Source organism: Pseudomonas sp. S4_EA_1b, assembly GCF_016307435.1.
GTDB classification, from domain to species: Bacteria; Pseudomonadota; Gammaproteobacteria; order Pseudomonadales; family Pseudomonadaceae; genus Aquipseudomonas; species Aquipseudomonas rhodesiae.
Genome location: NZ_JAEILC010000030.1, coordinates 1 through 23,160, shown reverse-complemented (window position 1 = coordinate 23,160; position 23,160 = coordinate 1). Strand labels below are relative to the sequence as shown.

The following is a 23,160-nucleotide window of genomic DNA, read 5'->3' as shown; positions in this document are numbered from 1 at the left end:
TACGCCTTCAAATGCCCGATTGATGTCATGAGCGAGGTGATGCAAGAAGCCATGGCTATGCGGCATGATGCTCCAGCTTCAATTCAATAACCGTGTTGCACTCAGCTCCTGAAACCGCCAGGCTTCGAGTGCTCTTTCTGTTGTGTGGCCCAGCCAGTGCGAAAGCAAATTTTTTGGTACGCCCTTTCGCGCAAGTTGACGTGCTCGTGTATGACGCATTCGGGTCGCATTAATAATCATTACCCGACTGGTGCGGGGCTGATTGGTGCCTTCGGGCATTTAGAGTACTGACCCTTAGCTGCGCCATATGCGCAGGACGGGGTGTTTCTCTTCCATCTTAATATCTCAGTAATTGAATGCCGTTCAAGATGGAAATGAGGAGAGTCTAGGCTGTCAAGAAGCTCTAGTTTGAGGTGGGTTTCAATCAGGCTGCGGGCTTCTTTAATGCGTTCTTCACTGCAGAAGAAAGGTAGTAGATTTAGTTGGTCGTCCGTGAGAGAGAGGCCGAGAGTATGCTCATAAAGTTCTCTGACTTCTTGGCGCTGAATTTGGCAAAGCCCCCATACGTGATCTGCCAGTGGGTGTGGTTCGAATTTGCTGTCTCGAAAGCCAGTCTCGGCTGCTTGGTCTTTGATTCCTGGGAAATCGATGATTCGGCCCGTTAGTCCGATTTCTTTTGATTCATCAAAGCCCCTTATATCGCCAGCTTTTAGTAGCGCGATTTGATTTGGCCTTCGCGCGTATTGCATAGACAAGATTTTAATTAGTGTTACTTGGGTGTCAGAGACTCCTGTGTCGTAGTTGTTCCAAGTGGACATCAACAAGGACTCGTATTCATCCTCGGTTAGCCAGCTCTTCTCAGGGTCGTCTGAGAGCACGTTACGTGGGCCGTTAGGGCGAGCAGCTGTTTCTTGCAGCAAGTGCAATGCGTCTATCTTAATGGCTGAATCGTAACGCTCCTTCCAGTGCAGGAAAAATTCGATGGCGACTCTTTTCGCGCCATGGAATCCCGGTCTGGCAATGGAATGCGCTATCCAGCCTGCGTTGAATTCTTCAGGAGGGTTGGAGTTCAATGCTGCCCTGAAGTTCATGAAGAAAGTCGTGCAGGAGGTGGCTGAATAAGTTCCCTGTTTGCTGAAGGAGATTAGGTGAAGTTTGAAGGAGGTCTTGATTGATGAGAGTAATCGCGACAGGCCATGGGTCATGTCGATCCGTTTTTGACCTGTTCTAACTAAAGTGTCATTATCCCAATAAAACAAATCTCCATGAGGCTCAGGGCGATCCGTGCGTTGTAGATCGATGTCAAGCTCTGTTGAGATGTTTGCATGTGTTGGCGTGCTATTCACTGTAGGCCCCTCGCTGAGTCAGATGCAATGGATAAGCCGACTTCGAGCGATTTTTCTTGCACATGTCGATAGTTGTAGCGGTTTGACATGGCTGAGCCGGGGGCCCAGCCCATTAAATACTCTCTTAATTGTCGTTCTTCTTCAAATGACATGCCGATCGCATCTACTTTCATTGAGAATCGATAGTTCCAATCGTGGCGTAAAAGGTGCGGGTGAATCGGTGTTAGTGCCGGAAAGGATTTTTTGAGGTTAGAAAGTCCGGAGTCGAAAGAACTTTTAGGGAGTGCTTGGCCTAGGGTTCGCCCGGCTCGATGGATTACAAAAATGAAGTCTTCGTCAGAGAAACCGACACCTTCGACTTCAGCTCGCCAGTTGTTGCAGTATTCATCAAGTTGTGCCTCGAGGCTTTCCGATATTGGAAGCGTACGGCCGAGTGTTTTAGCAACTGGCTGGTTCAGTCTTGAATCGAATTCATCATGGTGATTGCGGGTGATCTCTAAGGTGGCACTATCCTCGCCAGTTGCATTGCTAAAGTTTTTTAGCTTGAGGCCTAGTAGCTCGCCGACGCGCATGCCAGTTTCGTAGAGAATACGGAGCATTACGATATTCCGTATCCTGGATCCTAGATCTTGAGTGCGCGTTATGCCTTCGAATGGTTGCTCGAACAGGCTCAATAATTTGCCGCTGGAGGCAGTGGTCAGGCTTTTGGTAACTACACGACGGTTTTGCGAGGATTTTGAACCGCTTTTTCGGATTTTCTTTTTTAAGAGCATATCGCTTTGAGCTTCGATTGATGCTCTTACGTTTACTGTGTTCCAGTCCGTAATAACCTCTTGGGCAAGCCAGCGAAGATACTCTGTTGCATAGGCGACATAGGTGTTGTACTTCGGGCTTCCGATGACTTCGCCTTTTCCTCCGAGCTTGCTGGCTCTTAGATGGTTAGCAAGGTCATCAATCTGGGCACAGGTGAGAAACTTACTTCTATGGAAACAGTTGGCGAGGTCCACCTGTTTGGTAAATTCCCATTCGCAGATGCGCTTGATCACGGCCAGATAGACTTTCTGCGTCTCGTGAGTGGCTGAGCGGAGGAAGCGAGCGACAAAGGCTGTCGGGTAGAATAAAGGGAGGCCTGGCGTCTCTGTGTCGTAAAGCTGGGAAAACCGCTCGCCGGACCTTGTCATGAAGGTTTTGATTGTGTAGGGCATGTTTACATTTTTGCGCAGTTGAGTGGAAGACGATTTTTGGTTTACATCTTTGCGTTGGGCATCGCGAGCAATTTTGAGCTGGATGCCAGTGTTTGTGACTACTTTGGGGCAAGTGCGCTATGACGATTTACAAATCGAATACTGACAGGGTGGTAGTGTTGAATCTTAATCACCTCATCCACGAGCTTACCTGGGGTAACTCGCTCAACGAGAGAAGAAAGATTGTAGTATTCACCGTCACGACGAAGGTTGCCCATGAGGACCCCATAGTGACCGCCTTTTTCCATCGCAGCATGGATATTCATTATCGCGAGCTCCAAGGCTTCGGTGAACTCAGCCAAGTTCATTCGCGACATATCCCATTTATTTGCCTCTCCCCACATATTCCCTGAGTAAGTAATCATATCCGCGTAGGCTGGGTGCCAAAAACAGGTATGAGCTTCCTCATTAAGAAATGTGGAAAAATTATCAAGCAAAAGGTTGAATCCCTGGTGAAGGTCTGTCCCTTTGAAGCGCAGCCCCATCTCAGCGGCCACATCAACCGAGGTACCACCACCAATGCTCGGATCGCAGGCAAGTCCATTGGAACGACGGTGGTAGGTTTCAAAGAAGCCTTTCACCACGTGCCCTGAACAATTACCGCGATATTTTGCGTTACCCCAGCTTCCGCGATCCGGAAAAGAAATAACACTGGATTGGAATTTCATATGGTGCATCTCCGATTAAGAGGACACCATAGCCCCATGGGCATTGGTGCCCATAGTGGGTTTATTGGTTATTGCTTAAATGTCGCAGTTCTCGGTCATGCTGTAACAGACCTTTCCCACAACAAAGTGGTCAATCACTTTTACGCTAAACATTTCCATTGCATCACGAATTTTCATGGTGGTGGAAATGTCTGACTCGCTAGGAGTACAACACCCGCTCGGGTGGTTGTGCGCGAGAATTAGTGCAGCTGCATTATGAAACAACGCTCGCTTAGCTATTTCTCTAACGTGAACCTGGGCAGCCGTTAAAGAGCCACGGAAGAGCTCCTCGTAGGCAACCATTCTGTGCTGGCTATCCAAAAATACTACCGCAAACACTTCGTGAGGCTTATCCCCAAGCTTGTGCTTGAAGTAATGACGCCCCACATCAGGGTTATTGAAGCAGGCTCCTTTAGCGAACCGGGAATCCATAATCTCGCGTGCAGCTTCGAGAATTTCATCTGCAGAAACTGTCTCTGAGAGAACGCGATACACACCAGGATTCTCAGCAATTTCAATAATCATGTATTAGCCTCCAGGTAAGAGGCCTGCCCGCGAGGGAGCAGAAGCCCCCGGACGGGTGATTGGAATGCTTGTAACCACAAGCTGGGATTAACTGCCAGCGCCATGCGCTGACAGAGAATGCTCATGAATAGTCCATTCAGGATGGTCATTCATGAAGATTCTCAGCTTGGCATCGGCCCCCAGTGGGGGCCGGCCATATTCTTAAGCAACACTCGACAACTTTGGCACGAACACTTTTGCATTTCGGGAGTAGTAGTCCACCAGCACCTGAAACCCTTCATGGCGTTCCTTCAGGCTGAAAAAACCCTTCTTCCCGCGGATCAATTCAAGTGTGGCGCCGTCATCGAGCTGCCAGAGGAAAATGGGGATTCCACGCGCACTTGGACACCCATTCCACGAACACTTGGACAGCGACTCCACGCTGACTTGGACACTCATTCCACGGCCACTTGGACACTGATTCCACAAGCACTTGGACAGTGATGTCCCACTGATCCGATCCATGCTCAGGCAGGCAGCAACGCAGGATTATTCACTACCATCGACCTCTTTTCTCGAAGCGAAGAGGTCGTCGTGGAGCGTATATCCATGCGTAAAATCCGAGAGGTACTACGCCTAAAGTTCGACGCAGGCCTGTCCGTGCGCAAGATCGCCGCCAGCCTGCGCATCAGTAGCGGCAGTGCGGGCAATTACTTGCACCGCTTCAACGCTTGCGGGCTGACTTGGCCGATATTGTTATCGGATGCCGAACTGGAGCGATGCCTGTTCCCTCCAGCACCAACAGTTCCCAGCGATCAACGTCCGATGCCTGACTGGGCATGGGCGCATGCCGAGCTGCGTCGCCCCGGCGTAACTCTGGCCCTGCTTTGGCAAGAGTACCGACTCGCTCACCCGCAAGGCTTCCAATACAGCTGGTTCTGCGAGCACTACCGCCTCTGGGCCGCCAAGGTCGACGTTGTCATGCGCCAGGAGCACCGTGCCGGCGAAAAGCTGTTCGTCGATTACGCCGGACAGACCGCGCCCATTATCGACCGACAGACCGGTGAAATCCGTCAGGCCCAGATCTTCGTCGCCGTCCTCGGCGCGTCCAGCTACACCTTCGCCGAGGCCACTTGGTCGCAGAAACTGCCCGACTGGCTGGGCTCGCACGCCCGCTGTTTTGCTTTTTTCGGTGGCACATCGCAGATCCTGGTGCCCGATAATCTGCGCAGTGGCGTCACCAAGGCGCATCGCTACGAGCCGGACATCAACCCCAGTTACCGCGATCTCGCCGAGCATTACGGCGTAGCCGTACTGCCCGCGCGTTCGCGTAAACCCAAGGACAAAGCCAAGGTTGAAGTGGGTGTGCAAGTGGTCGAGCGCTGGATCCTGGCAGTGCTGCGCAACCGCCAGTTCTTCTCGCTCGGAGAACTCAACACGGCAATCAGCCTGCTGCTCGAACGCCTCAATCAAAAGCCCTTCAAGAAGCTGCCCGGCTCACGCCGGTCAGCCTTCGAGACCCTTGACCAACCGGCGCTGCAACCGTTACCGGAGCATCCGTACGTCTACGCCGAATGGAAAAAAGTACGCGTCCACATCGACTACCACGTCGAGGTCGACGGCCACTTTTACTCGGTGCCGTACCAGTTAGTGAAGCACCAACTCGAAGTGCGGCTCACGGCCCAGACCGTCGAGTGTTTCCACGCCAACCAACGCGTGGCCAGCCATCTGCGCTCGCCGCACAAAGGCCGCCACACCACCCAGACCGAGCACATGCCCAAGAGCCACCGCGAACACGCTGAGTGGACACCGCAACGACTGATCCGCTGGGCCGAGCAGACCGGGCCCAACACCGCGGGCGTTATCGCCTACATCCTCGAACGCCGAATCCATCCGCAGCATGGCTTCCGCGCCTGCCTGGGGATCCTGCGCTTGGGCAAACAGTACAGCGAAGAGCGGCTGGAAGCCGCGTGCCAGCGTGCGCTGGCACTGGGTGCATGCAGTTACAAAAGCCTGGAATCGATCTTGCGCCAAGGCCTTGAACGCCTGCCGCTGGCCCAGCAAAACCTGCCGCTGCTGCCCGACGAGCACATCAACCTGCGTGGCCCCGGCTACTACCACTGACCTGAAAAAGGATCACCAAAATGCTACCCAACCCGACGCTCGACAAGCTGCAAACCCTACGCCTGCACGGCATGATCAAGGCGCTGAGCGAGCAACACGCAACGCCCGACATCAACGACCTTGGCTTCGATGAACGACTCGGCCTGATGGTCGACCGCGAACTGACCGAGCGAGAAAACGCACGTCTGACGACGCGCCTCAAAGCCGCCCGACTGCGCCACAACGCTTGCCTGGAAGACATCGATTACCGCAGCCCGCGTGGCCTGGACAAGGCCATGATCCTGCAACTGAGCGGCGGCCAGTGGCTACGCGACGGCCTCAACCTGATCATCGGCGGCCCCACCGGTGTAGGCAAAACCTGGCTCGCCTGCGCGCTGGCCCACAAGGCCTGCCGGGACGGCTACAGCGTGCGCTACTTACGTCTGCCGCGCCTGATGGAGGAACTGGGCCTGGCTCACGGAGACGGTCGCTTCGCCAAATTAATGGCCGGCTATGCCAAGACCGACCTGCTGATCTTGGACGACTGGGGCCTAGCGCCGTTTACCGCTGCGCAAAGGCGCGACATGTTGGAACTGCTGGACGACCGTTACGGCAACCGCTCGACGCTGGTCACCAGCCAGATGCCGGTGGACAAATGGCATGCGCTGATCGGCGACCCGACCTTGGGCGATGCGATCCTCGACCGGCTGGTGCACAACGCTTATCGAATCGAACTGAAGGGCGAATCGATGCGCAGACGCGCAACGAAATTGACGGCAACAGGGACTTCAGACTAACAATGCAAACCTGCGTCGCTGCGCTCCGACTGCCTGTCCAAATGGGCGTGGATCAGGTGTCCAAGTGAGCGTGGAACGAGTGTCCAAATGATCGTGGACTGGGTGTCCAAGTGTCGTGGAATCCGCAGGAAAACGGTTGAGTCATCTTTCTTGGCAGTGCCAGTACAGACAATTTTCCGTTTCCCCATCAGCTGCGCTGCTTCTTGTATTGGGTTCATGCTCATTCCCCAACAACGGGCGAATGAGCAGCCCTAGCGGGGAGCTCACCCGCCAGGGTTTAAAAATGGCCTCAAGGTTTCCCCTAATGCCGCATGTGATGTTGAGCCAAGCTAGATGCAGCTCGCCTCATAGCTGTGTTGATCATCAGTGTCGTGTGTACTCCTTCTTCAACGGAGCGCTTGCCGAGCACTCTTGAAACGGCGGAGCCAACGGCACCTCTCTTTCCCGAACGACCAGGGCGCCAGTTCCATCACGCAGAGCGATCAGGGACGCATTGGTTTTGCTGCGCGGCAAGCCTTCATCACTAACGAAGACCTCGCGCTTCTTGTATCGCTGATTTCGCTTAAAGGCCTTGCTGTCCAACCCTTCAAAACGCTCTTCAGCAAGTCGCTTAAGCTCGCTCGGGCAGATATTCGCAGGCACCTCCACAACCTCTGAGTACTCCGTGCGGGTGTACTTGTAGAGATGTAAGGTAACCAGCTTGGTTTTAGGTCTCATAGGAAAGCTCCAGTTTGCGCCGGAGCCCTTCCCCTACCGGGGATGGACCCGGTGGGTTTGTAGGTAATGCGTGTGATGCGAGGGCTAGCCCGCAGTGAACACGGTGCCGGCCAGGCGACTGTCGATTTGGATGAGATCAGCACGGATCTCTTCTACGTTCTCGACTACCTGTCCGTCATGAAGCGTCAGTCGCCCCAATTCATCTTGACCTTTGTAAGCCAAGTCATCCGGATGCACGACGTTGTAGATCTTCACCGCCACATGCTTAGGAACACCTTTAGCCTCCACGTGCAAAACAGCTCCATCGTCTAAGACAACGGTCACGCGAGAGGCCACATGGGAAAGCTCATTGTGGTTCTGAAGGATCTGAGTAACGTTACCTTGAGCAACCGGCCACAACTCCACATCAGTGGTGCCGATCGTAGTCTCCAGGTAACGCTCTACAGCCGAGAGCTTGCGCATAGTCGGCCCACAGATCACGTAGTACTGCTCCCCCTCGTACCCAACCAAGAGAAGCGTGCACGCCAGTTCGACGTCGTTGTCGACGATATCCCCCAACAGGAGGGCATCATTGCCGAACAACGCAAGCGGAACCATTTCCGGGACCAGATCTTTGTTCTCCTGGGAGATCGAAGCCATGGAGATGGCGTAGCTCATCTTCTGCTCGATCGGCCAAGGCGCCGCATTACCGCCGTCATCGACAACCAATACACGGTGGTTCATCGGGCTGTTGTCATGGACATAAACTTTCATGGATCACTCCTTGGTAGAAGCGAAGCCATGCCCCTACACGGGACATGAAGCCCCGCGGGGGATTTGAAATTGCTGACTGCCGGCCAGCTTCGGTTTCACCTACCTCCACATTGGAGCCAGGTCGAATCTTCTTTGGGCAGAAGGTCTATCCAAAAAAGACTCAAGGGCTGTCGCCAGCCCCGGTCTTACCTCTCCGCCTCGAAGGTTCTTTGCGCGATGTGGCAAAACCACTCGCATCGTACCCAGCGGATTTCACTTGTAGTAATTACAGAAGTCGATGCTTTCCTGCAGCGACCCCGGATTTAGCGCGTCGTGTTTGATCATGCCCAAGGACGAGTTAATCGCATTTACCGCGTCGGAATGAGGGTAGAAAGGAAACTCCGCCCTAGGGCCTGCCCAGTAGTCACCAAACACAGAAAACAATTCTCGCAGTTCAAGGATCGAACCACGGAGCAATGCGCCCTCCATCCCCTTGGCATACGACGCATCTTCACTCGCCTTTGAGATGGCTTGACCCAAAAGCACCAGCGAATCATCCCAACGAGTTGCCGTAAGCACGAAGCGCAACTTTTCGAGCGTCTCAGCCAGAGTGTAGTGGTCCTCAAGCTTTATCTTGCGGTTCATGTCCCTTTTCCTAGATCAGTGAAAGGGACGATCACCCTAAGGGCGATTGCACCCCTCAGAGTTGATATGAATTAGTGGCTGCGCCCTACATGGAGGGCTGAAAATCCAGCGACACCGAGATCGCATAGATTCAAAGGATGCTGGGAGTCCAGCTTCTGATACAGACCGAGCATTCGGCTGCGAAGAGCCTTTATTCTGCAGTTTTGCCTGCCTTGAAGCAAGAAGGGCCCGAAGGCCCTTCCTGTTCCAGGGTGCAATGTGGACGGGCTAGTTAAGCCGCCTCAAACTCGAACAGCTGCTGCTGGTACATCGGTCGACCATCACGCACCGCGATGGCCTCCTCTGTCTCCTCGAGCTCCACTTCTGATTCGTTCACACGACGCGGTTGAAGAGATCGAATAGCCAAGCCAGAACGGAAATCCAGGACCTTACAGGGATCTCGGTATTTCATGTTCATGGCCAAGCCCAGCTCCCGACCCAACGATACAAAGAGCGGGAATACCACAGACTGCCCCAGCACCTCGTGAGCCACGGTCATCGACAGGCCAGCGATCATCTCCAAAGGTATCCCCTTCACTCTTGCATGCTCCGCCGGCGTTAGCAGGCGGGTCAATTCAGGGTCAAAGGGATGCATAAGGAAGATACCCGTCGACTGTGCCTTGGCGTAGGTCTTGGTTACCGTCGGAACTCTCGTCGAGTCCGGTGTAACCAAGGTGCGCGCAAAGCCTTTACCTTCAGCCTTATCGCGCAGTTCCTTTTCGACCAGGTAGTCGTAGGTTTTCCACGCCGGAGAATCCAGGGGTACATCGTCAAGAATCTCCCCTAAGGTCTCTGGCTTGACGGCCGTGGGCCGCAGGTTGTCGAAGCTGAAGTCAGTCTCGAGACCCCGCGATATCGCCACCAGGACCATCCGCGATCTACCTTCCAGCACACCGAAATCGTTTCCATCGAGCACCTCCTCAAAAAGGTGGTACCCATACGACTCCAGCTTGCTTCTGATGACAGCCATGGATGCGGACTTCTGGTAGCCAGTGACGTTCTCAAGCAGCGTAATCGCCGGATTGAAAACCTTCACAGCCTCGAGGTAATCCACAAACAGTGACCCAACCTCAGAATGCTCTTCAGCAAACTCAAGGTTGTTTTTCGCAACGCCAGCGATTGACGCACCTGTGCAGGGAATCCCGGCCCAGAGTAGATCCGTCTGCTCGTCTGCATACTCGACCAGGTCCAAGTCACGTATGTCCGAGCACGCTGCTATCGAATGGTCAGCCCAAATCTCCGAGTTGTTCCGTAGCGAGGACTCAAGGTACTCAGGCTCCATCTCAACCCCCAGCTGGATGACGCTCGCAACACCTGCAGCCATCAACCCAACATGGAGAGCCTTATCTATCACTCCACCGCCGTGAAAAAGAGAAACTACGTTGAGCTTTTCTTTTGCAGCCAGCTTCAGCTGAAGACGGCGGACTCGCTCCCGAATCATGACCTCGATCCGAAGAGCGGTGACGACGATGCGCCCCTTGCGAATCGCAACTCGAACTTTTTCCATGCCACTGAAAAGTGACGACAGCAGAGCCGTCCGAATCTCCATCAGTGGACGGATGATGCCCTTGCGCACGCGCTTAGACACCTTGCAGGTTGCCGCAGATGCCGCGGACTCGGCTAGCGGAATGAGTTCTAGTCGACCGTCTTCAGGCTGCTCCCGAATACGGTATTTCGAACCAATCGATACGCCGGCTCGAGCCAGCTTCTCGCCCTCTAGCCAAATCCGCGGAACACCTTTGGACTCACCAATTTTGCAAGTTAGAACTGTTGTCATGTGAACCTCCAGAAAGGAGGAACACCCACCCCTAAGGGAGAGTGTCCCTGCGGGGTGTGCTGCGTAGCAGCGGTTTAGAACTACTGGCCAGCCTAGACTGGCTTTTATGGTGCTAGGCAGCCTGCACCTGGCCGGCAGCCGTAGGAACAACGGCCTTGTAGAGCGAGGTGGCGCGATTGACTGGGATACCAGCCAGGTCGCGTATCTGCTCAAAGGAATACAGCGCCGTCCAGCCATGCTTCTGACTGAACGTTGCAGGCAGAAAGACCGTGAACGTGTTTTCTGGCGCCAGCGGGTCGTACTCCCCATAACGCTTCGGATTGGAAAGGATCGTAGACACTTGGCCATCGAAGAATTCAAACCGATGACGATTGAAATCTACTGCGATTTCCAACGTGAGCATCTCTGGTGAGCCCGTATAGCAGCCTATCTTGCTGATCACGTGTTTCTCGTAATCCGCGCCTTTGTAGCAGCTGATGCTGCGGTGGTAATCCGACTCAGGATAGTGAGTGTCCACACGACGGTTGCCCGAACGCGTGCGGATCATGTAGGACTGGATGCCGGCATAGGAGCTGATGAAATCAACGCCCAACACATCGTTTTGACTTTTCATGGTTCTCTCCAGATGAAGGGCAGAACCAAGCCCGTACGGGGTTGATCCCGCTCGGGTTATCGGCCAAAGGCCGTTGCTGCAGATGCAGCTTATTCACTGGTGGGCTCAAGCTCGCCAGGTGAAATCGCATACCAGAAACTGGCTCTGGGATGAGATCTCGTGACTGAAAATTGCTATGCACTGGAAAAGCCAAAGCCCGGCATAAGCCGGGCTTTGGTGAAGGTAAGCAAGTGGCACGGATTTAACCGATACGCTTGGCTACCCAGGTTTTGCGCTTTCCAGGACGGAGGATGACAGTTTCATTACCCTGATCATCATAGCCAACCTCCTCAATGGTGACTGGCATCATTCCGATGCACTTCAGGGCGATGCGATCACCCTTCTTGAACTTGTGCTCCTTCATGATCCGCTCGAGGTCAACGCCCCAGTGATCCTTCGTACCAAGACGAATGACATAGCTGGGCTTTTTCTTTTGGTTCTCCGGCTTGAAGAGATACGCATACTTTCCGTAAAAGCTGATCTCACCCGTGAAGGCGTCAGACCAATCGATTACTTGAGGTTGCGCAGCCTCCCCTTCTGGACCGACTGGAATACTCTTGTCGCACTCAGGTTCAATTTCGACACCTGCGTACATCTCGTCGTGAACCAGGGTCTGATCAAACTCCGGCGGAACATCACTCTCGACCTTCGGAACCACAGCCACGGGCTCAGAGGTCGCTTTTACTGCATTGTTCGCAACCCCGCGGGCCATTGCCTTCAACAGGCCCAGGTCGACAACGCACTCATCACGCACATCCAGACTCGGCGTGGGATAAGAGCGAATCGAACCGCCATCGGACTTGAGCTTATCCAGGCGCTCCTGGAACAGCTTCTGAGACTTACCTGCCAGCTTTTGCTGCTGACGAGCAAAGTCTTCGATCTCACTCCGCGAACGGAACGACATCGGCTGGAGGTAGGGCCAGGTTTGCAGGGCGGCTTCGGGGAACTTAGTAGATTTTTGCATGCTGAACTCCGGGGATACAGAGAAGCATGCCCCCTGAGGGGAAATGCCCCTCTAGGGTTTTAGGTACTGAATCAGGCTGCAGCGGTCAGGTGGTTCTTCACCTGGGCAACTGTCATCCACGAGTAGTTTGGATACTCGAAGCCGGGAATGGCGTCGAGAAGCGCAGTACGAAGCTCTTCGTCATCGTCGTAGATCGCTGCCAGCCTTTCAGAAGGACGGTAGCGATCCAACGCCGAGAAGACGAGATCGTTCTTGCAAGTTCTTTTTCGGGGCATGGAACCTCCTTTCTGAAGGAACCATTCCCATAGCGGGTTTGATTCCCGCGTGGGTGGATGCTGGTAACACCAGCTGGTATCTCACCAGGCAGACATCTGCCTAAGTGAAGAATCGACATACGAAAACCTAGGCTTTCGTGTGTGGACTCCGCCTAGAGACTATCGGGAAGCCGTTTACATCTCAAGCTGATCGGCCATCCACCCCTTACGGAGTGGATGGCCATATCTCAGTTTTCCTACACCAAAGTGGCATACGTCGCCACTCACAGAGCAGGTTAGTTTCATCAAGGAACTCGCGTCAGTTAACCCTCTCGGAAGAGGCGGAAGTCATTCGCAACGGAATACTCCTTGGACGCGATCCAATCTGTGTTCTGACGGCGATCACTAAGGACCTGGTCGAGCAGGCTGCGCGCAGCCTCATTCCCGAGTGGCATGCCATTCCGCTCACAGAGCAGGACGACTTCCTCACGGAACTGAAGCCAGTCACAGCCTTCGGCCGCAACACACGTCCTGAACGAGAAAGGACCTTCCTCATCGCTGAAGATCCAATCAATGCTTTCCTGCCGCCGTTTCGCACTAGCACGCAGGTCCAGAAGGACACGCGCAGCATCGTGCAGAACGTAAAGGCGAAGATCAGCAATCTCGTCATCAGTCCATTCTTCAACCGGGCCCAGCTCACTTTCTGGCAGGGTCAGCAAGTCGAGAAGCGACAGCTGCCTTTCTACCTTCGGGAGAACCGTTCTCCGGTATGCCCGCTTGATCCTCGCCTGAAGTATCGGGAAAGGACCTTCGTGGGTTTCATCGAGAAGCATGGCAAGTTGCATAGTGGTACCTCCAGAAAACGGAGAGCACCACCCCCAGAGGGGGTGAATGCCCCCTCGTGGGTTTTAAGCTGCGCTTACGCTGCAGCCTTTTGGGTTAGAACGTTCTTGACGACTTCGTACAGCGCATTTCGCAGCTGATCTACAGAGGCCAGGAACTTCCAGTTTTTGCCGTACACAGCATTGAGTTTGTCGATGTTGATTCGGCCGAAAGCGATTGCGAACACTTCAATGCCACTGGCAGAGCAGCGCGCAACCATATCTCGAGCCTCATCGGCACAATTAGGGTCGCCGTCGGTGACTACCATCATCACCTTCCGCTCCCCCTTTGCATAAAGCAGTTCACCCGCAGCAGGCCAGATGGCCTCAGCGAGCGGTGTTCCGCCCTCTGCAGTCATGCCAAAGCGGTTCTCCGCAATAGCCACACGCAGAGGTTGGTTGTGGCGCTTGAGAACGCCTACCGAGACCTTACGATTGACCATCCGCGGAAAAACCATTGCACCAGTGGAGACATGAGGAATCGTCTCCAGCGCGCTTAGGACAGCTACAGCAGCCTCTTCAGCACGCTGCATGGTTCCGCCCTTTTCCATGGAACCTGACCCATCCAGGAGAATCTGGAAGGCCGCATTCACACTTTGCACGGGCTCCTGTTTCCGGAAGATCCGGGTTTCCCCAACCCGAACCTGTGCTAAGCGTTTTGCGTCAATTGAGCGCCCTTGCCGCCGCGTTTCTACGCGGCTGTTCTGGGAGCCCTGGATCAAGCCCATGAGCACTTGGCGAAGCCCTATGGAAGCGGCCTGCCCCGCGGATACCACCTGCGAGCCGAGCATCTCGGATCCCACCGGCGCATCGACAACAGATGCTGGCGTAGCTTTACGTACATGGCTTTTGAGTTTTCCGAGTCGCGCTGCAACTTCATCGCCTAGGTCGGAGACCAGGCCATCAAGCACATCGGAACCCGCTGCAAGCACTTTCTGCTTGAGGGTTTGGCCGGAGCCATCACCATCGTCGCTTTCAGCACCAGCAGGATCGTTGCCGCCATTGCTCGCCCCTGACTGAGGGTCCGCTGGATTGGCACTGTTAGGTTGAGGAGCGCCAGCGCTGGAGTCATCAGAAGGAGAATCCTGCTGAGAGCTCTGCGGATCCTGTGGCTCCTGATTCGGCTGCTGATCTTCCGGATCCTCTTCATCCAGCACATCAATTATTGCGTACCCGAGGGCGGCAACATCTTTTGTGCTGGCGAGTGTTGGAACCTTGCCTAACAGAGCAAGGATCTTTGTCGTACGGCCTGGACCAAAACGCCCTTTCAGTTCCTGCATCAAGGCCTTGGCCTCTTCCTGCAGGGGCTGACCGAGCAACCTCGCCCGACCGACAATCAAGCACGCATCATGCAGAACCGCCGCATCATGCAAACCTGATAGATCACGCACGCCACCTAGCACCTTTCTCACCACAAGGGAGATGTCGGAAACAGTAGCGGGGTGCTGCTTGAACATGAGCCCTTCGATACGGATATCTTCGAGCGCGTTGACCAAGCTTTTAACAAACGGCGGATGGTCCTTAGGCAGGTGATCGACGATCAACCCATCCGTGAACTTTTCGTGTGCCGACTCATGCCCGATGTACCCGAGGGCCATCACAGTCGACTCCAGGGAGTCGTCTAGATCGGGAAGCCCGATCATGCCAGGCGTGTGGTAAGCACCGCTTGCACCAAACTCGACGCGCATCCCGAGGTTGTCACAGTAGTACCGCGCAACGATCGGTAATGCATTTTTCAGAGAAGCTTTCATGAGTGACCTCCGGGTTACGGAGACACTCACCCCCAGAGGGGGCAAGTGCCCCCAGTTGGGTGTGGTTAAAGGCAGAACTCTTCGGCATCTACCTGGGTATCAGCTACCTCAGGCAAATTAACAGCACTCTCAACAGACTCGACCAAACCTTGGCCAATGCTGTGAGCCACGATGCCAGGAACGACAGCCACCGTGTCGAGATCGAGGGTAGAAGCCACGAAATCCACGTAGGACTCAGCACCAACTTCCTCTTGTACAGAAGCAGCTATATCAGCCGGCGCAACTGCATCCTCCTCGACCAGGCTTTGATCAACCTGGACACCACTTTGCGCACTGTCGAACAGCTGGATCAGCTTGGCGATCTTGGTTTCGTCGCTGAGGTTAGTTAGCAGAGAGACGAGCTCCTGCAGCTTTGCCCCCTCGACATCGCCCCTGGTAGGGAACTGAGCCAATTTCGCTTGTACATGATCAGCAAGGGCCAGCACCGTAGGATCCAGAAACGCCAGAGACAGCAGCTTCTCGTGGATACGACGGATGCAGTTAACGGCTTTCTGCCCAACCTTGTCTTTGCCAGAAAAGCTCTTTACGAGCAGCTCTTCAGATGTGTCGGCAATCTCCTGGAACAGCTGGCCATGAAGGCCTTGAACTTCGCGATCAAGCTGCTTGCTCAATTCCGGGGTTTTGTCGGGCATCACGCGGCAAAGCGAAAAACGGAAGGCGATCCGCTCGGCAACGATAGCCTTAGGAACAATGGCGCGAACGATGGCTTCTTTCAAAGCCGGCGTAGGCCAGGCGCGGTTCATCCAGTCCAGAACAGCCTTGTCGTACCGATTCAGGAAATCCGCGCGAAGGTCATTGAACTCCTTCTCGATTTTTTCCAGTTCGGCATTGGCCAGGGCTGCCTTTTCTTCGGGAATCGCAACGACTCCCATGAAACGAAGACCCATTTTTTCTACAGTCCGCTTTGCCTTGCGACGAAGCTTTTCGAAAGCCTGAATATCTTCGGGATTGATAGAGCGCAGAGTGCCCAAGGAGGCAAGCTCAGCTGGCGGGATTTTCGTCGGGTCAAGACCAAGATCTTTAGGTTCGAGCTTTTTCCGCGCGGACCAAATATTCACCTGGATACCGACGAGAAGGATCTTGGAAAGAACGGCAATTTTTTGGGTTTGCATGTACACCTCCGGGAAGCGGAGGCGCTCTACCCCAACGGGGAAGAAACGCCCCGTTGGGTTTAGTTGAATGCTGGTGTTGTGTGACCAGCTACACATCCATTGCCACCTCACAGGAGGGAGCAAAGAACCTGTATTGCTATGTATGAATCATAGCGATAAAGGCTCAGAAAAGTAACCACGGGGGAATCCCCCGTGGCTTTCGTCAGACGCAGAATGCGGATCCGTCTTCCTCAACAACATCAGCCAAAGCCGAGATGTTAGGAACCTTCTCTAGCACTCCTAGGAGCTCCAGCAGCTCAAGTCCTCTGTCGAGAACTTCAGAAGTCAGGATCCCTACGCCTTGAAGGTAGTTCACCCACTCAATGCCTTTCGAGAACGACAGAACGTTCCCATCAGCATCGGAGAGCGACAGGCCTTCATCCTTTTCCAGCTTGTTCCAATGGTGTCGCAGGGCAACCACAAGCAAAAGCTCGTCGAACTGCTCTGGGGACAACTCACTGGACATCATCTGGGAAGCCAATTTCTCAACCACCCAGTCCACTGCACCCTCTTTAAGTACCGCAGATGCGGCAGGGGCAAGCCCCTGCAGCACCGCGATAATTTCTTGTGAAACGGCCTGGTCGTTCAGGTTGCCGAAATAGAACATTTCAGCTCCTTAAACAGCCGGGGTCGGGATGACAGGATCGTTCACCCAGCCTTGGCCGAACTTATCTTGCGCGATCTTGTGAATCGCCAAACGTTGCGCGGTATCACAGCGGTTGGTGAGCGACTCACGAAGTGCTGCGGCAAGCGGAGCTTGAACCTTAGCTTTCGTGTAGGTAACGCCGACACGCGCCCAGCGCAGCAGGGTGCGAGTAGAGAACGTCACAGTGAGAGTTTTTACCCCATCGCCCAAAGAGCCGATGAATTGGTTACGAACCTCATTTGCCACGCTAACCATGCCGTTCAGAACATCCGCAGGAGCGCCATTGAGATGGCGGGTGAGCACCTTCAACTCCTTGTCCGGAGACATGTAGTTGAACTCAACGATCCGATAGCGATCCCAAGACGCAAGGTTCTGCGCCATGGTGCCGCCGTGCAGACCAGTTTCATCACCTTGACCGCGGGTGTTGGAGCACTGCACGAAACGGAAGTTTTCATGGGGATGAATTACCTCCCCTCCATTTTCGGCGATAACCAGCGGCGCACCTTCCTTCACGGCGTTCATACCAACATCCACTTCCGGCGGCAGAACGTCAGACTCGTCGAGGCAGAACACGAAACCGTGCTTCATTGCCAGGGCGAGAGGGCCGTAACGGAACACCGTACGCTGATCACCAGTTGCAGGATCACAGTCCAACCCATTCATGCCAACCAGGTCAGGCATCTCCATACGCGAGTGGCAACTCACGCGAAGGAGCGGCCAGTTAAGCCGTGCACAGATCTGAGTCAGATGAGAGGTCTTACCGCAACCAGTCGGTCCTACCAATCCCAGCGAGTCGCCGGCCGGGGTATGGAGGAAGTTCATGATGGGGCGGCGGTACTCAGTCTCGAACTCATAGTGAGGGTCGAGCTTGGGAACCAGGTGCATGAACTCATGACCCGCTTCGAATCCGAAAGCCTTCACAGGGGCGTTCTCGATACCGAAAGCAGACAGGTCGATGATTTGTTGAAGTTTCATGGTGTATCTCCAGTTTAAGGAGGCACCACGTCCCTTAGGGGCGTAGGTGCCCCAAGGGGTTTAGGAATGCTGAGTTATCGTTCAGCTGCGTTATCAGCCACCAATCGCATGATTGGAAGGCAGAATCTGGAGATGACTCTGGAAAAGAATCTTTTCCACAGGCGACTCCTTGAGAGTCGAGGGGGCAAAGCCCCCTCTTCTCACAGACAAAATGCCTCAGCGTCGATATCAGAGTCAACGGCTGTTTGGGCCATTAGAACCTGAATCGATTCCGAGGTCAGCGGAGTATCAGGGTCAATGGTGACCCTGCTGCGTTCCACCGTTTGGTCGCGGTAGCGATCGATGATGTCCTTCGTAATGTTGGGGCATTGATCCTTCACGAGGGAATTCCAGTCGACCTTGCCGTTTTGGTTGAACCGTGTGATCCGTACGCCATGCGCTTCTGCCAGCATGAAATCCCCCATGAGGGACACCATCTCAGACTGATGCTCTGCACGTAACGATTTAACCTGGTTCAGCCGGGCTTCGATCCGCTCCCTGACACGCTCCAGACGACGGAGCTTATCAGCCGCAAGAATCCACTTTGAAAGCACATCCCCTTCCGGAAGGAAGAAGTCGCGCTTGGGATCCTTAACCGGCTCCCTGGCATCGAGGTAGAGATTCCAGAAACCGAGCTCCTCAACCACTAGGGTTTGCAGAACCGCTTCGTCTCTCGCTATCTCAAAAACCAAGGGGGTCTCGCGGGTATGGTAGAAAAGCAGATACCCACGCTTGGCGCCCGACACAAGCAACTGGTGCTGTACCTGCCACCAGTGCAGCTTGTAGTACTCAGAAGCGGTGCCATTGTCTCGAACATCGAAGAAGATCGGATCCGCGTGGATCTTAACCTCTACCGGTTCGAAGTTCTCCAGTAATCCATCAAAACTGGCACGGATGACTGGGAACTCGTCGTACTCACCACAGACCGGCAAACACTCTCCACCGTACTGCTTTTGAAACCACTGCAATGCATATGGCTCCAGGTAGATGGCCATCCTTACCTGCGGAATCACGGATAGGTCAGGAACCTGAACTTTTCCATGCAATTCAGCCCACAGACGCCAAGGCGTCTTCTCGGGATGCTGCCGCAGAATGGGAGCAGCCATCGTTGCTCCAATACCTTGCTTTCGCCAGGCATGCCATTCAGGAGTGCGTTGCCGCACGTCTACAAACTTCATACCTGCCTCCAGTTGAAGGCGAGACAAACCCCAGCGGGGTTTGCCCCGCTAAGGGTTGCTTTCATGGTTAACCTGCCGCAGCGTCCAAAGGCTGCTGCGCTGCCAGGTAAATTTCCTGGTACTTCTCCTGAGCGTAGGACGCACAGTCACCAGTGAGGTTGGCTGCTATCCAGTCCTCACAAGCTTTCCAGGTTTTTTGCCGTTGTGTCCTTGCAAGCACTTGGTCGATCCGATCGCGCATCTGCTCGGTCAGATTGCTGGGCTCACCGTCGCCGGTGCCAGCGTCAATGCCTGTGGATTTGGGTTCAAGTTGAGTCACCGTTGCGGAGCCCTTTCGGGCCTGCGCAGGCTTCGCTTCTTGACGAGCATTCTGCTCCTGCCGCGGCTGCCCCTGCCCTTCTCCCTGGGGATTAGGCTTGGACTGATTAAGGTCGACAACGTCTCCCTCAAAAGTTTCACCTTCCGGCTTGCCAGTTTCTGCAGCAGCACCGCCATTGACGATATTTGCCGCCATATCCACAGTGATGGGACCACCCGTGAAGCCTTCTCCGCCCTCCTCATTGAGGTAAGCGATTGCTTGCTCCAGAACAGGTGAGCTCATCGGCCAGTACTTTCTTGAGATTTTAATAGTCGTCTTAAGAGTCATTGGCTCAGGATGGGTTTCCCAAGGACCTTTACTCTTGCCCGGTTTTGCCCTGGACCAAGCTGCCGACATCGCACGCGCTGCGTAAATGTCTTCAGCCCGAACCGGCGTAACCAAAAGCATGCCTATCGCAAGGTGAGCCACGGTATAGGCCCCTCGCAACTCGCCCCGGCCCTCAACAGGCATGAACGGGTCATATACATGCTCAGGCTGGGCATGATCCCCGCGGTAACGGAAAAGATCATTCGAGTACACGGCCTTGGCTGTTACCAGGTTCACTGCACGTGAGCGGATCGCGATGTCGATCAGCCCCCGATAGGAGATGTCGGCAATCACTTTTCCATCGCGAGGAACCAGGTAAGCGAGTTGCATCGCAGGATCAAGAGTCAATCCACACGCTGCGACCTGAGCCATGGCAAGGTCCAAGCTGACGGGGTTTTTAAACGCCGTATTAGCCAGGAGCTCGTTGTTGAGCATCGCCTGCATCGCGTATATCGCTTCGGTCTTGAACAGCAGACTTCCGGACGTATCAGCGATGATCGAGTTGAAGCGAGGCTGGGTCCTGTTGACCAACTGCCTGCATTGATTTGCGTAGTCTTCGTAAGTGTTGGACATAAAGCCTCCGGGTAGGTAGAGGCCTTACCCCTGTGGGGGAAGACCCCCATAGGGTTGAATTGCTTAGCGGTTTAGAACGGGATGTGGTCGTCTGCCCCGAACTCACCATCTCTCCAATCGTCCGGCAGATGCGGCGAAGGTTGAGATGGGGCTCGCGGACTTGAAGCTGGCTGTGACTGTTGGGCTGCAGGCGCCTGCGGGGAGCGCTCCTGCCGACTGTGAGAGTGGTACCCGATAATCTCGAGCTCACCTTTCATGTCGACCACGACTTCGGTGCGGTACCGCTTGATACCGTCCTTCTCGTAAACGAAGGTCTGGTTTCGACCAACAACTGAGAACAGCATGCCTTTCTTTATCTTGAGGGCCTTTTCAGCCAACTTTCCAAAGAAAGAAACGTTGTGCCAGTCAGTGACCTCCTTCCAGCCACTTTCCTCCATCCAGCCACGCGTGGTCGCGAGTGTCACCTTGACGACGTTGTTTCCATTCCCCAAGGAATTGGACACAGCATCGGCGCCGGCGTTACCCAACAACCAAACCTTGTTGACGCTATAAGACATATTTTCACTCCGGATGAGCGGAGCAATAGCCCCAGAGGGCAATTGCCCCGTTGGGGTTGGTAGGAATGCTGGGTTTGACAGCCCAGCTGCTGCATCTGCTGGCACGCTAAGGTGCGCAGCAAGAAGCTTGTGGGACGGGGGATTTGAAGGACGAAGGTTCTTCGTTAGAGGGGAAGGCTTTCCTCAGGTCTCTCTCACGAAAGAAAACAGGAAAGCGCTTCAGGAGGGGCGAACCCCTCCTGGCATCTAATCTCTCTCTTAGCACACCACCCCGACTTCCGCGGTTGCGGGGAGGTAGTTGTTCCGGACTGCCCAACGCTTCAAATAACGCAAATCGAGGACATCAGGCGAGACGGTTTGAGCAATTCGATCAGGAACCGAAATTACTCTATCCCCCGCACCTGGGAACAACAGTTCTTTGAGATCAATCAGATAGACGGCTTCTACTTGTGCCATGGTTGTTTCCTCGCCAGGGTGATCCACCAAAACGCTTCGAAAAGCGCTTTGGTGGACCACCCCAACGGGGAAGTCCTGCAGCATCATGGGTAGCAAAGCTACCCACGACCCAGGCTAGCTCAGGCGAAGCTGAGCTGGACACCCAAACGCTGGAATGCCGGCTCCTCGTACATGGAATAATCCCTGGGAGGAGGCAAGACATTCACTCTGGTCGCACCACGCAAAGCGGGGGCAACAGAAGGAATGGATGTAGATTTCGCTGCTTGCGCACGCGCGGCCATTGCTGGCGACACATGCAGGTAGTCCTCAAGCGGCTCACGACGGTCAATCGAAGGCTCCTGGCGAGGAGTGTTTTTCTTCGATTTAACCGGACCATGGCGGTACCAGAGGATGCCCACTACTGCAAAAAGCACCATGACAGTGACGAAGAGCCCATTCATTTGGACGCCTCCTCAATCATTTGGTGATGCTTTTGCATAGCCACTTCAACCTGAGAACTCTCAACGAACTGAGAGGGCAGGTATTGAAAAGCGGCAACCGAGAGAACGGCGATAGCGAGGATGATTTTCATGGAGGCCTCCAGAAAAAAAGGAGACCTCGATCCCTAAGGGAAAGAAAGTCCCCCTAGGGTTAAGACACGTTCGCGAAACGTATCTGGTTAGATGCTGAAGAGTTTCAGCTGCACAGACCAACCGACTAAGCGGCTGGATCAACACACAAGCAACATGCTTGCATGAGGATTAGGGTCAGAATATCTCCACATTTTTCGTCTGTAAAGGGGGGCCAGGGTCAGTCTGTACCCACAATCGGGGTCAGATAGCGCACTTCCCATGCAGGCCATTGAATAATGTTAAGGCTCCCCAACCAAAGGAGCCATGACATGGCAAACGGAAACACGTTCGAGCCCCAGGGCAAGTATTCTTCCCCTTCGCTCGACTCCAGCATCTCCCTCGACTCGGCTCAAGCCATCCGCGTCTTCCGCCGCTGCTTCGAGACAGCCTCCCACTCCCTGTTCGTGATCGACGTGATCTCACGCGCCCTGGCCTCTGCCTACCCCGATCCTGAGTTCAAAAAAGTCGATGGTGCCGTGGGGCAGATGATGACTGATATGGAAAACATGATCGCCGGCGAAATTGGTCGTATCAATGCGCTGCTCGAAGCGAACGGCCAGGGTCACCAGAAACCGCGGTACAGCAACTCTGAGACGTTCTCTTTCGCTATCAGTTCGCCTGTTATCTTGCGCTTCGCTTCGATCCTGGTGCGCTTCGATGAGATGTACAACCGCCTCGACACTGCCTGGCTGTGCGGCCTTGTCGATAGCACGAAGGCACAAGAATTCCGCCGCGAAAAACTGCACTGGATCCAGCGCATCGTTCGCAAGCTGCAGAGCCTCTCCACCAGCGCCATCAAGCGCGGCCGTAAGGCTAAACTCGACCAGTCGATGCTCGACGGCTTGGAGCAAAAGAGCAAAGACAACGCCAAACAGATGGATGCTGACGAAGACAGCCCTGCCGACGGCGTCGGCGCCCAAGGTGCGGCCCGCGCCGAGCAAACCGAAGAAGAGCGCAAATCAGCCGTAGCTTGACTGGCTCCCACCATAAAAAAGCGTCCTGATGGACGCTTTTTTAATGCCTTACGAAATGCCACACATCGACAGAGGTGGAGGCAAGCCATATTGCGAGCTGGATAGGGACCAAAGCAAGCGGTAATCGAGTAGGAGGCGGATT

The 23,160-nt window shown here is 54.5% G+C and carries 26 protein-coding genes; 3 read left to right on the top strand and 23 right to left on the bottom strand.

Annotated features, from left to right (window positions below):
* Positions 1-239: 239 nt before the first annotated feature.
* From YA0848_RS10375 to YA0848_RS10355, 5 genes are all read right to left on the bottom strand, one after another.
* Positions 240-1,346: a hypothetical protein gene (locus YA0848_RS10375; protein WP_198731268.1), complete on the bottom strand. Its 1,107-nt coding sequence runs from the start codon at positions 1,344-1,346 to the stop codon at positions 240-242.
* The gene (locus YA0848_RS10370) at positions 1,343-2,551 is read right to left on the bottom strand and encodes a site-specific integrase (RefSeq protein WP_003300466.1); all 1,209 of its coding nucleotides are present in this window, start codon (positions 2,549-2,551) and stop codon (positions 1,343-1,345) included. The genes YA0848_RS10375 and YA0848_RS10370 overlap by 4 nt, the downstream gene beginning before the upstream one ends.
* Positions 2,552-2,649: 98 nt before the next feature.
* Complete coding sequence (locus tag YA0848_RS10365; RefSeq protein ID WP_232925088.1) at positions 2,650-3,258, bottom strand: hypothetical protein; 609 nt, start codon at positions 3,256-3,258, stop codon at positions 2,650-2,652.
* 75 nt (positions 3,259-3,333) lie between these two features.
* The gene (locus YA0848_RS10360) at positions 3,334-3,822 is read right to left on the bottom strand and encodes a JAB domain-containing protein (RefSeq protein WP_083195981.1); all 489 of its coding nucleotides are present in this window, start codon (positions 3,820-3,822) and stop codon (positions 3,334-3,336) included.
* A 201-nt stretch (positions 3,823-4,023) separates the two neighbouring features.
* The gene (locus tag YA0848_RS10355; protein ID WP_198731267.1) at positions 4,024-4,260 is read right to left on the bottom strand and encodes a hypothetical protein; all 237 of its coding nucleotides are present in this window, start codon (positions 4,258-4,260) and stop codon (positions 4,024-4,026) included.
* A 150-nt stretch (positions 4,261-4,410) separates the two neighbouring features.
* Here YA0848_RS10355 and istA point away from each other — a divergent pair, with 150 nt between their 5' ends.
* Complete coding sequence (gene istA / locus YA0848_RS10350; RefSeq protein ID WP_038825005.1) at positions 4,411-5,925, top strand: IS21 family transposase; 1,515 nt, start codon at positions 4,411-4,413, stop codon at positions 5,923-5,925.
* A gap of 20 nt (positions 5,926-5,945) precedes the next feature.
* A complete protein-coding gene (istB, locus tag YA0848_RS10345; protein WP_198731266.1) occupies positions 5,946-6,701 on the top strand; it encodes an IS21-like element ISPsy14 family helper ATPase IstB in 756 nt (251 codons plus the stop codon).
* Positions 6,702-7,064: 363 nt separating this feature from the next.
* Here the strand turns inward: istB and YA0848_RS10340 are convergent, their stop codons facing one another.
* The 18 genes from YA0848_RS10340 to YA0848_RS36405 all read right to left on the bottom strand — a co-directional run bounded on the left by YA0848_RS10340 (position 7,065) and on the right by YA0848_RS36405 (position 22,004).
* Positions 7,065-7,418, bottom strand: a complete 354-nt coding sequence (locus YA0848_RS10340) for a hypothetical protein (RefSeq protein ID WP_065327350.1) — start codon at positions 7,416-7,418, stop codon at positions 7,065-7,067.
* An 84-nt stretch (positions 7,419-7,502) separates the two neighbouring features.
* Positions 7,503-8,171 (bottom strand): hypothetical protein, encoded by a 669-nt coding sequence (locus tag YA0848_RS10335; RefSeq protein WP_065327349.1) that lies wholly within the window; start codon positions 8,169-8,171, stop codon positions 7,503-7,505.
* A gap of 252 nt (positions 8,172-8,423) precedes the next feature.
* Positions 8,424-8,795: a hypothetical protein gene (locus YA0848_RS10330; RefSeq protein WP_176707218.1), complete on the bottom strand. Its 372-nt coding sequence runs from the start codon at positions 8,793-8,795 to the stop codon at positions 8,424-8,426.
* 271 nt (positions 8,796-9,066) lie between these two features.
* Positions 9,067-10,611, bottom strand: a complete 1,545-nt coding sequence (locus YA0848_RS10325) for a DNA cytosine methyltransferase (protein WP_065327348.1) — start codon at positions 10,609-10,611, stop codon at positions 9,067-9,069.
* A gap of 112 nt (positions 10,612-10,723) precedes the next feature.
* Positions 10,724-11,224 carry a hypothetical protein gene (locus YA0848_RS10320; RefSeq protein WP_065327347.1) on the bottom strand — a complete coding sequence of 167 codons (501 nt, stop codon included), beginning with the start codon at positions 11,222-11,224 and terminating at the stop codon, positions 10,724-10,726.
* Between the two features lie 241 nt (positions 11,225-11,465).
* A complete protein-coding gene (locus YA0848_RS10315; protein ID WP_065327346.1) occupies positions 11,466-12,227 on the bottom strand; it encodes a hypothetical protein in 762 nt (253 codons plus the stop codon).
* 71 nt (positions 12,228-12,298) lie between these two features.
* The gene (locus YA0848_RS10310) at positions 12,299-12,502 is read right to left on the bottom strand and encodes a hypothetical protein (protein ID WP_065327345.1); all 204 of its coding nucleotides are present in this window, start codon (positions 12,500-12,502) and stop codon (positions 12,299-12,301) included.
* Positions 12,503-12,804: 302 nt separating this feature from the next.
* On the bottom strand, positions 12,805-13,326 hold the full coding sequence (locus YA0848_RS10305) for a hypothetical protein (RefSeq protein ID WP_065327344.1): 522 nt from the start codon (positions 13,324-13,326) through the stop codon (positions 12,805-12,807).
* 74 nt (positions 13,327-13,400) lie between these two features.
* Entirely contained in the window at positions 13,401-15,113 is a 1,713-nt protein-coding gene (locus YA0848_RS10300; RefSeq protein WP_065327343.1) for a VWA domain-containing protein, read from the bottom strand.
* 65 nt (positions 15,114-15,178) lie between these two features.
* Entirely contained in the window at positions 15,179-16,285 is a 1,107-nt protein-coding gene (locus tag YA0848_RS10295; RefSeq protein WP_065327342.1) for a DUF3150 domain-containing protein, read from the bottom strand.
* A gap of 202 nt (positions 16,286-16,487) precedes the next feature.
* On the bottom strand, positions 16,488-16,931 hold the full coding sequence (locus YA0848_RS10290; RefSeq protein WP_065327341.1) for a hypothetical protein: 444 nt from the start codon (positions 16,929-16,931) through the stop codon (positions 16,488-16,490).
* Positions 16,932-16,940: 9 nt separating this feature from the next.
* Positions 16,941-17,945 carry an AAA family ATPase gene (locus YA0848_RS10285; RefSeq protein ID WP_065327340.1) on the bottom strand — a complete coding sequence of 335 codons (1,005 nt, stop codon included), beginning with the start codon at positions 17,943-17,945 and terminating at the stop codon, positions 16,941-16,943.
* A 200-nt stretch (positions 17,946-18,145) separates the two neighbouring features.
* Positions 18,146-19,162: a lambda-exonuclease family protein gene (locus tag YA0848_RS10280; protein ID WP_065327339.1), complete on the bottom strand. Its 1,017-nt coding sequence runs from the start codon at positions 19,160-19,162 to the stop codon at positions 18,146-18,148.
* 67 nt (positions 19,163-19,229) lie between these two features.
* Positions 19,230-20,420, bottom strand: a complete 1,191-nt coding sequence (locus tag YA0848_RS10275) for a recombinase RecT (protein ID WP_065327338.1) — start codon at positions 20,418-20,420, stop codon at positions 19,230-19,232.
* 71 nt (positions 20,421-20,491) lie between these two features.
* A complete protein-coding gene (gene ssb, locus YA0848_RS10270) occupies positions 20,492-20,977 on the bottom strand; it encodes a single-stranded DNA-binding protein (RefSeq protein WP_065327337.1) in 486 nt (161 codons plus the stop codon).
* A 258-nt stretch (positions 20,978-21,235) separates the two neighbouring features.
* On the bottom strand, positions 21,236-21,433 hold the full coding sequence (locus YA0848_RS10265; RefSeq protein WP_065327369.1) for a hypothetical protein: 198 nt from the start codon (positions 21,431-21,433) through the stop codon (positions 21,236-21,238).
* 119 nt (positions 21,434-21,552) lie between these two features.
* On the bottom strand, positions 21,553-21,873 hold the full coding sequence (locus tag YA0848_RS10260; RefSeq protein ID WP_065327336.1) for a hypothetical protein: 321 nt from the start codon (positions 21,871-21,873) through the stop codon (positions 21,553-21,555).
* A complete protein-coding gene (locus YA0848_RS36405) occupies positions 21,870-22,004 on the bottom strand; it encodes a hypothetical protein (RefSeq protein ID WP_255302819.1) in 135 nt (44 codons plus the stop codon). Before YA0848_RS36405 ends, YA0848_RS10260 begins: the two co-directional genes overlap by 4 nt.
* 309 nt (positions 22,005-22,313) lie before the next feature.
* On the opposite strand from YA0848_RS36405, the gene YA0848_RS10255 reads away from it, so the two are divergent.
* Positions 22,314-23,018, top strand: a complete 705-nt coding sequence (locus YA0848_RS10255; protein WP_198731265.1) for a hypothetical protein — start codon at positions 22,314-22,316, stop codon at positions 23,016-23,018.
* The last annotated feature ends 142 nt before the right edge of the window (positions 23,019-23,160 follow it).